This is a genomic window from Rivularia sp. UHCC 0363, from assembly GCF_034931125.1.
Classification (GTDB): Bacteria; Cyanobacteriota; Cyanobacteriia; order Cyanobacteriales; family Nostocaceae; genus Rivularia.
On sequence record NZ_JAYGHM010000024.1, the window covers coordinates 84,307 to 96,290 of the forward strand.

Here is an 11,984-nt window from a genome sequence, read left to right on the forward strand (position 1 = left end):
AACTGCGATCGCACCTCCCCAGTGGGAATACTAAAAAAGTAGCATCCCCTTTCCTATGAAACTACTCAACTTCCTCAAACCCAAACCCACCATTGAAAGCTACGGACAACCGAACGGAGTTTCACCAGAAGTCCAAGCAGTAATGGAATGGTTATTTACTAGCTTGTTAAATGCTGGTTATACTGGTTTTAATGGGTTAATAGTGGACAGAGTAATCACTTGTTCCTCTCTTCTTGGTCTTTTAATTCTTCAATCATGAAGCTTATCTGTGCTGATATAGAGCGTTTTTGCTTTTTACAGTAATCTTGAAACCACACCAGCAGTGATTCAGGAATAGTTACGCTCGTTCTATTTTGAACGCCTCTAAATTGAGTTTTAGGGGGAAGGAATTCTCTATTTAAAGGCGGGCGAAACCATTGAATTAAAGCTTGCTCCATTTCAGGCAAAAGTTCCTTGTCTCCAATAAGTATGTAAGCTATTCGTATGCTACTTATGGCTTGTAATTCTTTTTCTTTATGATGTTTACCCTGACACCATCTACCTCGTATCCCAAATAAGCCTCTTGCAATTCCTACGTACTGAACTTTATTATTAGCATCAATTGCAAGATATATTCCAGAATCAGTAGGTAAATTTGATTTCTCTTCAATCAATACATTGGGAAGATTTTCTACATCAATACTTTCAGCCTTTATCATTTTTACCCTGCTTACGAATCTTGTTCAAAGGAGCTAATTTCACCTTGTTTTTTAGCTTGTCGTACAGCTTCTTCACAAAGGACTTCTATTAAATTCGATAACGATCGCTTTCTTACCTTTGCCAGCTTCTCTAGTTCTATTTTTAAATTCTCTTCTATATAAAGAGATACTCGCTTTTTGTCAGTTACCACTTATGTCATCATAACGCTACTCCTTAACTGTATTACCTTTAGCTTAACATAATGGTAGCCTCAAAGTAGCGTTACTCTGGTGCTACCATAGAAAAAGTAAAGCGATCGCAACTGATTGGAACCCAGAGAGCGATCGCTTGTTAACCAAAAGTAAGTAAGGTCAACATGACAACTATAAAAGCAGTTCGCGCAACAATCAACTTGGGCGATATTGAGCTTGACGTATTTCAACTACCAGATAGCGAATATAGGCTTAGTCAAACTCAAGTAGAGCAAGCGGTTGAAAAACCCGAAAGGTCGTTCCGGAACTTTTTAGCTTCTCAAGCCCCAGAAGCCTTACCTCATAAGCAATTTCGATCCGGAAAAATTCACATCGAGGGCAATAACGTCAAAGTGTCGGCTATTCCGATTGAAGTAGCTATGGCATTTTGGGCTAAAGAAGTTAGGGTTGGTAACTTAAAAGCACAAGCGATCGCTATTGCTTGCATGATGGAAACAATTGAACGTAGGGCTGATGCTGCTTTTGGGGTACAGCGCTCTCTTGAAGAATACAACGAACAACTCAAAAGAAAGATAGCTCGACGCACCTTAACCGACTCAATCAAAGCATACTTGGAACGTCACCCAGAAGTATCGGATAACTATCGGACTTGGGTTTATAAAAATGTTACAGACGCTATTTACCGCGCTGTTTTTAGTATGAATGCTAAGAAACTAGCATCCGATTTAAAGTGCAATAAGGATGAGATTCGTGACAATCTCGATCAATTCTGCGTTAGCCGCATTGTGTGGATTGAGGAATCAGTTTGTCAGCAAATAGACTTAGATTTTGAACCGCAAGATGCTGTGAAACGAGTAGTCGAGTTTAACTCGCTAAAAGCCATCCAACCAGTCAAGTATCAAGATATAAGTCGTTAATTTGAAGTCAAATTTTTGAAAGCTTCTGCTAATCTTCCGCTGACTGGATTAAGTCGGGTTAGTTGGAAACAATAGCGATCGCCTATGTTACACCCATAAAGAGCGATCGCAATCCCCAAAATGGGAACACTAAAAAAGTTGCGTTTCTCCAATCATGAAAATATTGCAGTTCCTCAAACCCAAACCCACCATTGATAGTTACGGACAACCCAGCAGTATTGACCCACAAGAAATTCAATCATTGATGGAGTGGTTATTCGCTAGTTTGATAGCAGTCGGATATTTTGGGCGATCGCACCTTATCTGGTACGACTGCGACAACCCCGACCCCAGTTTAGAAAAGTTAATCAAAAAACTGATACGCCGCGACGAGCCGATTTTCCTTTACCGCTGCGGTGGTAGAACAATGCCAGCGCCCCAGGGATATTACTGGCGGATGATGAGCGAACACCCATCAACGCGGATTTATCAGTTGGAAGTTAAATAATTTAAACTGGGTTGGGCTTACCTATTCTCAATTCCCTTAGCTTCAGTTTTACGCTTTCCCGTTGAACCTTTATAAATTGGTAAAGATATTGTTAGTAAATAACATTTCTTCTTTTACCTTTTTACTTAAAAAAATTAAGCTCTAAGCACAAAATCTGATGCAGATAGTAACGGATTCGTAGTCAATTCTGCAAATTGCGCTCCAGTTCCAAAGCCAGCTAAGGCTCCATTTTCATTGTAGAAAATATCCCCACTACCTCGGTTGTAGACAATTTTGGCAGCACTGGTTGCAGCCGCAGCATCGCTAGTAACTATGGCAAATTCGCTACCAATGCTAAACCCATTGCCAACAGAGCTTTTTAAGGCTCTAAATGTGCTTTTATCTAAAACGATTTTATCGCTTCCTTTGGTAAAGTCTGTAATGGAATCAATTCCAATAGCTGCACTATTAAAAATAGCTCCTGCGTCGTAGAGGAAGGAATCGTTGTTACCACCACCAGTTAAAATGTCATTACCCGCTCCACCAATGAGGGTATCATTACCCGCTCCACCAATGAGGGTATCATTACCAGCACCCCCATCCATGATGTCATTACCAGCACCACCGTCAATGCTGTCATTACCAGCACCAGTATTAATTGTGTCATTACCAGCACCTGTATTGATAATGTCATCACCAACGGCAAGAATGGTAATAGAGTCATCTTTGCTAGTACCTCGGATAGTGAACTCCTCAATCTGACCGAAGAAGATGTGATCTAATCGAGTGGAGTTTGTACTACTGACAAATCGAGAAGCAGTACCATTAGACTTACCAGCATTAAAACGCATACCACTTCCCGTATCACCAGCAGAGTAGTCTACAATCAGGCGATCGCGACCATCACCACCATAAGCAGTATCGCCCTTACCCAATCCGGTATTAATTACGTCGTTACCTGCACCAGTTCTGATCGTGTCGTCAGCCCGAAGCACTGCACCATTAAGGATTCCAGTTTGGGTCACAACATCGTTGCCACTACCTGTAGTAATAGAAAACCGCTCGAAATTGGTGGCAGTCACAACACCAGGGACGTTGATATTTGAAAGATTGGAGAGGTTGAGGTTAATCTTTTGTTTGGAGAGGTCAAGGGTGAGGTAGTCAAAGCCCGAACCACCGTCAATAGTGCCAGCATTGCCAATTACAGTATCATTACCAGCACCCGCTTTAATCACATTTGTTCCATAGTAAGTTTTGATGGTGTCATCTTTGCTAGTACCAATGACAGTGAACTTCTCTATATTTTTGAAGTAAGTATAATCCAACCTTCTAGAATTACGAACACTACTAGCCCGATAAACAGTACCGGAAGTGCCATAAGTGCTGTTAAAAAACATACTACTACCCGTATCATCAACGGAATAGTCTACGATCAGGTGGTCAAGACCCGAACCACCATCTACATAGTCATCAACACCAAGTCCTGCGTTAATCGTGTCATTGCCTCCATTAGTTTTGATAGTATCATTGCTACGAAATACTTTTCCATCAACTAGAACTGGTCTGATGACATTATCATTGCCGTTGCCTGTAGTAATTTCCATATTTTTTGTGTGTATCTTTATGTACGGGTAAAGGTATTGTGGTATCCTGCGGCTCTGCTCGCCTACGTATGTAATATTAGTTGCGTGACGATTATAGCTTTACCTTTTTCCTGCGAATGAGAAATTTTGATGAAGTTGAAATTGATCGACTAATGTTTTAAAGAATGTAATATTGGTAAATACATTAACAAAGCTTATAACTTGTACTAGTTATTCATAAGCATCTGAGGGGGTTAAAGAATGGCTGAAACCCAGATTATTTTGTTTAATGCAGGTTTATCAACTAGAAGTTAAAGATGAATAACTTTTTGATAAATTCGCATCGATTTTAGGGCAATCTAGAGTTAAGTATATTAGTACTGTTATGCCTAAAATCCCAAAGTGCGATGGTCGCTTCGCGAACCGCCGAAGGCATCGCTGTCGTTTTTATTCCGGCAATCCCTACGTTGTATGCGCCGTTCTTCCCGATGGTTCTGATGGTAGAGAATGATCATTATTTGGTTTAAGTCACAGTAATTTATGTGAATGCGATAAGTCCGCACCGCAGGGGTATTACTGGCGAATGATGAGCGAACACTCATCAACGCGGGTGTATCAACTAGAAGTTAAATAACTTAAACTGGGTCAGGTCTACCTATCCCCAATTCCCTTAGCTTTAACTTTACGTCTTCCCATTCAACGCCACAATAGTAATATTTTTTATCTAAAATATTGGCAATATAGTAACCATTTTTCGCACCATTAATTCGCCGCAGTTCCGCTGCAATTTTCTCCATCGAAGTATCGAATAAAGCAAACAAGTCTTCCATATCCAAATCTGGGGCGTTAAACCAGTTTACAAATGTTTCACCTTCCTTGAATGCCCAGATTTTGCCGCGACGCTCAATAATTTGATAGTAAACTGGACGAATGATTGTATCGGAACTTAACATAAAAATATCTGTTTAAAATAAAATTACTAAGGAAGTAGCCCCTAGCCGTTAACCAGGGACTACGGGCTTAATTAGTTGACATCATCTTGAGATTCGTCTTGCGGTTCGTCCGCAATATCATCCAAATCTCTGATAACATCTTCCGAGTCAACGAGGTATCTTTCACCTGTTACTTTATCTTCTTTCATCCAACGTCCAAGAACCAGACGAATAAAGATTTTAACGGGATTCCAAATACTTCGATGACCATTACCATTTTTGCTCAATCATTCACCTCCTTTTAAAACACAAAAGGGGATTTTTTATCCCCAGAATAATTTTACCACTTTTACTTAATTAACGATTACCACTTTTATCAATATCATTTCTATTGTTTGCTTTTTATTAATATTAATTCACCTGACGCGATCGCATCTAACAACTGACCAGTTGAACCTTCATCATTGTAGATATAGCCTAATATTTGGGCAATCTCTTTTAGCTTATCTCCCGTTCCCCGCTCAACCCTTGCATGGAGACTTACACGGTCTAACTTCTTTCTACCTGCCATAAGTGTTAACCATATAATCTTTAAAAGTGGTTTACAAATATAGGATAGCAAAAAGCGCTACAAAACAAGTTAATCTAGCCTTTTATTATCAACGCTAAGTTAAAGACGAATAACTTTTTGATAACTTTATCGTCTTTTTAGGGCAAGCTAGAACTAAGTATATGCGTACTGTTATGCCTAAAATTCCAAAGTGCGATCGCTGTCGCTTTTATTCCGGTAACATCTACCTTATTTGCGCCGTTCTTCCCAATGGTCCCGATGATAATTTATGTCATCACTTTGCACCAGACCCCGATATTGAACCAGGAGAACTGTGGGAACCCCAAGGTGCAAGATATGTAAATGATGAATTGGTAATTGAGCGTGTTACCTACTTAGGCGAAGAAATTATCCAGCCGCCGCAGCGCTGGAGCCGGGAAGAAAAGTTGTGGTTATTAGATAATCATCCAATGTTTACTGGGTTATGTCCCAGTTGTGGAGCAGAGTTTGAGAGGGACTTCACTGCAAGAGTGCATTGGGATTGCGAAAACTGCGGGTGGATGGACGATTCGGCATAGGGTAATGCTACTCAGATCGCATAACCGCACTTTTACAGACGGACACCACTACAGTTACAAACATTAAAATTGCTTAACATTTCGTTACTATGGATTTATTGAGAGAACCATCATACAACCTCTCAATGTAAAAAACACAGGTAAACGCCGTGAATAACACAATACGTGTTGGCAACCTCTTCGGAATTCCCTTTTACATTCACCCATCCTGGTTTTTAATATTGGGTTTGGTGACTTGGACTTATGGCACCGGACTAGGAAGTGCATTTCCTTATTTGGGGAGTGGGTCTGCTTTATTGTTGGGTTTAATGACAGCCTTGATGCTTTTTGGTTCTGTTGTTGCCCACGAACTAGGACATAGTTTTGTTGCCATTCGTCAAGGGATTGATGTTAAATCCATCACCCTGTTTATATTTGGTGGTCTGGCAAGTTTAGAAAAAGAATCAAGTACTCCAGCATCTGCTTTTTGGGTAGCGATCGCAGGTCCTTTGGTTAGCCTGTTGTTATTTGGTGTATTTGCAGCAATTGGTTTTAGTACTGGAGCCTCTGGGGTATTCTCAGCAATTTTGGGATTGCTCGCTTCTATTAACTTGGCTCTATGCTTATTTAACTTAATTCCTGGCTTGCCCTTAGACGGTGGGAATATACTTAAAGCGGTAGTTTGGAAAATCACAGGTAATCCCAACAAAGGAGTGGTTTTTGCAAGCCGAGTTGGACAAATTTTTGGTTGGATTGCGATCGCTTCTGGTTTGCTTCCACTATTGTTAGCGGGTAGTTTTGCTAACTTCTGGAATTTGTTAATTGGTTTCTTCTTATTGAGAAATGCTGGTAATGCAGCCCAATTTGCAAGGGTGCAAGAACAGTTTACGGGTTTAACTGCTGCTGATGCGGTGAGTAGCGATAGCCCAGTTGTTGCTGATAGCCTTACCCTCAGAGAGTTTGCTGACGAGCAAATAGTAAGCGGACAAAAATGGCAGCGGTTTTTAGTTACCAACAGTGATGGACAACTCTTAGGAGCAATATCTCTTGACAATTTTCGTGACACCGCAACGTCATTATGGTCGGAAACTCAAGTTAAAGATGTAATGCGACCAATTGCCGAATCTACTACAGTAAAAGCCGACCAGCCTTTATTAGAAGTAGTGCAGTTAATCGAACAACAAAAACTATCTGCACTGACCGTGATTCGTGACAATGGTGTGTTAGTAGGAATTTTAGAAAAAGCTGCAATTCTTAGTTTGCTACAGAAAAGAATGCTGGACAATCCTGCCTAATTCCTCAAACTAGTAAATAATTAATAGTGATGTAATGAAGCGACATAGACATGGAGCTTCATTCGTCATTTAAAGATGATAGAGATAATATAAAATTCACACTAAATCTATGTAGAGTGTAACTGTGAATATAGACTACACGCATCTTGAAAACCTACTTGCATCAAATAAATGGCGCGATGCTGATGAAGAAACGAATTTAATAATACTTAAAATAACTAATCGCGTTGATGCAGGCTGGCTCAGAGAACAAGATTTTGTCGCGCTTTCTTGTTTTAATCTCGAAACCATTGACGAATTATGGGCAAACCACAGCCAAGGACATTTTGGTTTCACCGTTCAAAGTCAAATTTGGAAGACTGTAGGGGAAAATTACATCAAATTTAGCGATGCTATAGGCTGGCGCTTAAACTATAAGTGGCAACTATACTCACAACTAAAATTTAATTTAGAATCCCTACCCGGACATTTACCCGCCGCACCATTCTACAAGTTAGACAGCGAAATTGCGATCGGTTGGGCAGCTTCTTTACCGTCAAAGTTAGTCGATTGTTTGGACGAAAGTTTTTAATTACTAACTGGTTCAGCTTTCTCTACCGAATTATCCCCTACTCCCAAAGTCAGTTCTAAGGGCGATCGCTCTGGGTAAGCTTTCACTACTTGCCTGTAAACATCGTAGTTTGTAGGTAATGTCCTTTGTTGCGTACCGTCTGAATAAATAAATTCGTACTTTACAGATTTTAATAGTTCGGGTTTGCTTGCTTCTTGTTGCGAACCTTTACGTTGTTCCACCTCATCAACTGTTGGGCGCGGTGGCAGTGCAGCCCACCATAAACCTCGGTCATCGGGTCCGGTAACTGCTCCCGATGGTTTCAACCCATTACGATTGAGCAAAGAAGTAGTAGCAAATTCTTCTCTTCGTGGTGATGGTTCCGTTGTTAGATTATTGGCATATTTTACTTGCCACGTATAAGTTGTAAGCGCTGTAGCTTCATATTGGCTTGTAGTTACATTACTGCAACCAGCGATCGCAGCAGAAATTAGCAACGAAAATAATATCGGAGCGCGTTGTTTTTCTAGTCTCACTACTTTATTTATTGCCCGACCTCCTTAAAGAACTCTGGATGAATATATATATTACATATGAAGGGATATTGCTGAAATCGGTATTTAGTCAAATCATATATGATACAAATGTACAATTACCGACCTCAATTACTGTACTTAGTTCGGCTATCCGTTATAATTACCGCGTGCCAACAATATTCAGAAAATGATACCTGCTGCACAAAGTTCAAACCAGCTAAACGCCACACAACAACACGAATCGATAACAGGTGTAATAGAGCGCCTAACTTTTTACAGCCAAGAGTCGGGTTATACTGTAGCGCGTATGCAACTCCCCAGGGCGAGAGATTTAGTTACAATTGTCGGCAGCTTCGCTAACATTCAACCCGGTCAAACGCTGCAACTAACCGGGTTTTGGCGCGAACATCCCCAATATGGCGCTCAGTTTCAAGTTATTAATTACAAAGAAACCAAACCTGCAACGATTACAGGAATAGAAAAATATTTAGGTAGCGGATTAATAAAGGGGGTTGGTCCAGTAACAGCTAGACGTATAGTTAATCACTTCGGTTTAGAAACTTTAGATATTATCGAACATCAAATCGAACGTCTGTGTGAAGTCAACGGCATTGCTAAAAAGCGTATAGCCATGATTCAGAAGGCGTGGGAAACCCAAAAAGCTATCAAGGAAGTGATGGTATTTTTGCAAACTCATGGTGTTTCCACTACCTATGCAGTAAAAATTTACAAGCAATATGGTGACAAAGCGATCGCAATTGTCACCAACAACCCATACCAACTCGCTACTGATATTTACGGTATTGGGTTTATTAGTGCTGATAAAATTGCTCGTAATTTGGGTGTAGCTCCCGATTCCGAGTTTAGATACAAAGCTGGTATGACTCACGTATTGAGTGAAGCTGCTGAAGACGGACATTGCTATTTACCACAGCCGGAGTTAGTAACAGGTGCGATCGCGCTGCTCAAATGCGACTCTCACGAACCATCGGAGGATGCGATCGCCCAAATCATTCTTAAGATGTCGCTTGCAGATGAACTAATTCGAGAAAATGCGGATAATACTTTACTTTGTTATAATCCGGCATTTTTCAATACCGAACATAATTTAGCATTATTAATTAATCAACGTTTAATGAGAGGGATTGATACAGATATTCCCCGCGTCCGCTCTTGGTTAGAACGGTTTACTCAAAGTCGTAGAGTTGGACTTTCACCCGAACAGCAAGCAGCTGTAGAAATAGCAGCTTACTCTAAAGTTACGGTAATCACAGGTGGTCCCGGTACTGGTAAAACTTTTTGTACCCGCACCATTGTAGAACTATGGAAAGCGATGGGTAAAAGTATTGCACTGGCTGCACCTACGGGACGAGCCGCACAACGCTTAAGCGAAATGACTGGCTTAGAAGCCAAAACTGTACATAGGTTGTTGGAGTTCGACCCCCGAAGTATGGGATTTAAACGTGACATGAGTAATCCCTTACCCCAAAAAGCATTGATAGTTGATGAAGCTAGTATGCTGGATTTATTCTTAGCGTACAGTTTAATTAAAGCCGTACCCGAAGACGGACAAATACTGTTTGTTGGAGATGTCGATCAGCTGCCATCCGTGGGACCTGGTAAAATTCTCGCCGATTTAATCAATTCGGGTAAAGTGCCTGTAGTACGCTTAACGCAAGTATTCCGCCAAGCTGCGAGTAGTAAAATTATCACCAACGCTCACCAAATCAACCAAGGATACTACCCAGATATCGAACCGATTTCTCAAACTCCCCAAACCGATTGTCTGTGGCACGGTGGCGGATATCAACCGGAGCATGGCGTACAGGCAATTAGTGAGTTGGTTGCTGATTTTATTCCCAAACTTGGTTTTAATCCCGCTATTGACGTACAGGTATTATCGCCAATGAGCCGGGGACTTGTGGGAACCCGCAACCTTAATAAAGTATTGCAGCAATTAATCAATCCCCCCAGCCCCCAAAAAGTTGAAATCAAACGGGGAGAAATGGTTTTTAGAACGGGCGATCGCGTTATTCAACTCACTAACGATTACCAGCGAGAAGTATTCAACGGCGACATGGGATTTATTACTGACATCGATACCGAAGAGCAAGAAGTAATCGTGCAGTATACCGGACGCGATGTTAAATACGACTACGCCGACCTTAACGAAATTGCCCTAGCGTGGAGCGTTACCATCCATAAAAGCCAAGGCTCGGAGTATCCGGTGGTAATTATGCCATTATATACGCAACACTACATGATGTTATCACGTAATTTAATATACACTGGTCTGACGCGGGCGAAGAAGTTGGCGATTATAGTGGGGTCGAAGAAAGCGATCGGTATGGCGGTGCGTTCACGAAGTGACTCCGAAGGAGTATCGGTTAATCAGAAAGAGCGGTATACGCAATTACAGCAACGGTTGGCTCAAGTCGGGTTGCGGTAGTGCGATCGCTCGTCTACGACGAGACAATGATATGTATCGATAAAAACGCTACAATATCTGATCGTCTTGCAGCTTTTTACAAATATCCTGGCTTAATGCCCGTTTGTTATTAAATAGTTAAAGCCTACCCCGGTAATGTTGTGCAAGCTTTTTTGTACTGAAACACAAGATTTAATCATCTGTGGTTATTTTATTAAATGAGTGACTTATGCTCCTTTATAACTAAAATTAGCGCCAAATGCTCCTACCTCAAACGCCTCATTACGGCAAAAAGCAACTGTACCAAAAACCAAGAATATAGTCATTAACGTAAATGCAGTTAAAAAAGTAGCAACAACAATAGCAGCAGTAGCAAGAGCGGCGATACCTTCCATTTATTTTTCTTTCCAGAATTTTTACGAAGTTTTCTATAGGATAGCCTTCATTAGTATTAAGAGAATCCACCAAAGGACAGTTTAACCTCTACTACAATCGGTAGAGATTATCTCTAACTAACGGACTCATCTAATCTCAACAGCCACATACCTACGACCTGGGCGAAGAAACTAGCAATTATAATTCTACAATAATAATACAACCACTGTTTTTAAAGCTGTTAGACCGACGTGGCGTTAATATTTTCTCGAATTTCTTCTTCATAATCATGCATATCCCGGAGCGTTATAAGCTATTTACATAACCGTATATATCTGGGTGTAGATATGACGCGAGTAGAGCGCGAATCAATTAACTTCAAACTCCCCAAATCCTTAGCTGATGCACTTCGAGATGCTGCAAAGGAACGCGGCACTACGGCGACAGATTTAGTAATTCAAGGACTGCACCAAATTTTAGGTAGCGTACCGGGTGTAGAAGTGAGTACAGAAATCCGCTTGCAACAAGTCGAAGAAGATTTATATTACCTAGCTCACAGCATCAACGGGCATGGTAATACAACTCAAACTGACAACCCCGCTGCCGATTCTCGGACAGAAGAAAGATTAACTAAAGTTGAAGAAAAATTAGAAACATTTAGCGATCGCCTATCTAAACTAGAAGGAGCAATGAGCGCGATTTCTCGTAATGGAATAGCATCAAATAACCAGCGGCGATACAAAAATTCGGGCAATCCCTACAACCAAAGCGGTAGACCAGCCCAATTAGAACCGCTTGACGAACAAAAGTTGGCGCTGAGACTTAACGTTAATATCCCCACTCTTAAAGAAAAACACCAAACCCTTGATAAGCAGGAGTTTGAGGAATGGAGTAAGAATCGCGAT

The 11,984-nt window shown here is 40.9% G+C and carries 16 protein-coding genes; 8 read left to right on the forward strand and 8 right to left on the reverse strand.

Translation table 11 applies throughout. From position 1 onward, the window contains the following. Positions 1 to 215: 215 nt before the first annotated feature. Together VB797_RS15570 and VB797_RS15575 are read right to left on the reverse strand one after the other, a co-directional pair. Entirely contained in the window at positions 216 to 698 is a 483-nt protein-coding gene (locus VB797_RS15570; protein WP_323238609.1) for a GIY-YIG nuclease family protein, read from the reverse strand. Between the two features lie 11 nt (positions 699 to 709). Next, on the reverse strand, positions 710 to 889 hold the full coding sequence (locus VB797_RS15575) for a ribbon-helix-helix domain-containing protein (RefSeq protein WP_323238610.1): 180 nt from the start codon (positions 887 to 889) through the stop codon (positions 710 to 712). A gap of 165 nt (positions 890 to 1,054) precedes the next feature. On the opposite strand from VB797_RS15575, the gene VB797_RS15580 reads away from it, so the two are divergent. Together VB797_RS15580 and VB797_RS15585 are read left to right on the forward strand one after the other, a co-directional pair. Further along, on the forward strand, positions 1,055 to 1,807 hold the full coding sequence (locus VB797_RS15580; protein ID WP_323238611.1) for a hypothetical protein: 753 nt from the start codon (positions 1,055 to 1,057) through the stop codon (positions 1,805 to 1,807). A gap of 154 nt (positions 1,808 to 1,961) precedes the next feature. Beyond that, a complete protein-coding gene (locus tag VB797_RS15585; RefSeq protein ID WP_323238612.1) occupies positions 1,962 to 2,294 on the forward strand; it encodes a hypothetical protein in 333 nt (110 codons plus the stop codon). Between the two features lie 134 nt (positions 2,295 to 2,428). Here the strand turns inward: VB797_RS15585 and VB797_RS15590 are convergent, their stop codons facing one another. Then, a complete protein-coding gene (locus VB797_RS15590; RefSeq protein WP_323238614.1) occupies positions 2,429 to 3,877 on the reverse strand; it encodes a calcium-binding protein in 1,449 nt (482 codons plus the stop codon). 364 nt (positions 3,878 to 4,241) lie between these two features. On the opposite strand from VB797_RS15590, the gene VB797_RS15595 reads away from it, so the two are divergent. Beyond that, a complete protein-coding gene (locus VB797_RS15595) occupies positions 4,242 to 4,367 on the forward strand; it encodes a hypothetical protein (protein WP_323238615.1) in 126 nt (41 codons plus the stop codon). A gap of 124 nt (positions 4,368 to 4,491) precedes the next feature. Here VB797_RS15595 and VB797_RS15600 read toward each other — a convergent pair whose 3' ends face one another. The 3 genes from VB797_RS15600 to VB797_RS15610 form a co-directional block, all read right to left on the reverse strand. Continuing rightward, complete coding sequence (locus tag VB797_RS15600; protein WP_323238616.1) at positions 4,492 to 4,809, reverse strand: hypothetical protein; 318 nt, start codon at positions 4,807 to 4,809, stop codon at positions 4,492 to 4,494. A gap of 71 nt (positions 4,810 to 4,880) precedes the next feature. Further along, positions 4,881 to 5,075: a hypothetical protein gene (locus tag VB797_RS15605; protein ID WP_323238617.1), complete on the reverse strand. Its 195-nt coding sequence runs from the start codon at positions 5,073 to 5,075 to the stop codon at positions 4,881 to 4,883. Positions 5,076 to 5,176: 101 nt separating this feature from the next. Further along, complete coding sequence (locus tag VB797_RS15610) at positions 5,177 to 5,359, reverse strand: hypothetical protein (RefSeq protein ID WP_323238618.1); 183 nt, start codon at positions 5,357 to 5,359, stop codon at positions 5,177 to 5,179. 173 nt (positions 5,360 to 5,532) lie between these two features. Between VB797_RS15610 and VB797_RS15615 the strand changes: the two genes are divergently transcribed. The 3 genes from VB797_RS15615 to VB797_RS15625 all read left to right on the forward strand — a co-directional run bounded on the left by VB797_RS15615 (position 5,533) and on the right by VB797_RS15625 (position 7,761). Further along, positions 5,533 to 5,916 carry a hypothetical protein gene (locus tag VB797_RS15615; RefSeq protein WP_323238619.1) on the forward strand — a complete coding sequence of 128 codons (384 nt, stop codon included), beginning with the start codon at positions 5,533 to 5,535 and terminating at the stop codon, positions 5,914 to 5,916. A 149-nt stretch (positions 5,917 to 6,065) separates the two neighbouring features. After that, entirely contained in the window at positions 6,066 to 7,190 is a 1,125-nt protein-coding gene (locus VB797_RS15620) for a site-2 protease family protein (RefSeq protein ID WP_323238620.1), read from the forward strand. Between the two features lie 124 nt (positions 7,191 to 7,314). Beyond that, positions 7,315 to 7,761, forward strand: coding sequence for a GUN4 domain-containing protein (locus VB797_RS15625; protein WP_323238621.1), 447 nt, complete (start codon positions 7,315 to 7,317; stop codon positions 7,759 to 7,761). Here the strand turns inward: VB797_RS15625 and VB797_RS15630 are convergent. Next, positions 7,758 to 8,249, reverse strand: coding sequence for a hypothetical protein (locus tag VB797_RS15630; RefSeq protein ID WP_416350876.1), 492 nt, complete (start codon positions 8,247 to 8,249; stop codon positions 7,758 to 7,760). The two genes, VB797_RS15625 and VB797_RS15630, sit on opposite strands and share 4 nt — an antisense overlap. Before the next feature lie 214 nt (positions 8,250 to 8,463). Here VB797_RS15630 and VB797_RS15635 point away from each other — a divergent pair, with 214 nt between their 5' ends. Further along, on the forward strand, positions 8,464 to 10,725 hold the full coding sequence (locus tag VB797_RS15635; RefSeq protein WP_323238623.1) for an ATP-dependent RecD-like DNA helicase: 2,262 nt from the start codon (positions 8,464 to 8,466) through the stop codon (positions 10,723 to 10,725). 206 nt (positions 10,726 to 10,931) lie between these two features. Here the strand turns inward: VB797_RS15635 and VB797_RS15640 are convergent, their stop codons facing one another. Further along, positions 10,932 to 11,099 carry a hypothetical protein gene (locus tag VB797_RS15640; RefSeq protein WP_323238624.1) on the reverse strand — a complete coding sequence of 56 codons (168 nt, stop codon included), beginning with the start codon at positions 11,097 to 11,099 and terminating at the stop codon, positions 10,932 to 10,934. 327 nt (positions 11,100 to 11,426) lie between these two features. On the opposite strand from VB797_RS15640, the gene VB797_RS15645 reads away from it, so the two are divergent. Continuing rightward, positions 11,427 to 11,984, forward strand: a 558-nt coding sequence (locus VB797_RS15645; RefSeq protein WP_323238625.1) for a hypothetical protein, incomplete at its 3' end; no start/stop codon positions are given.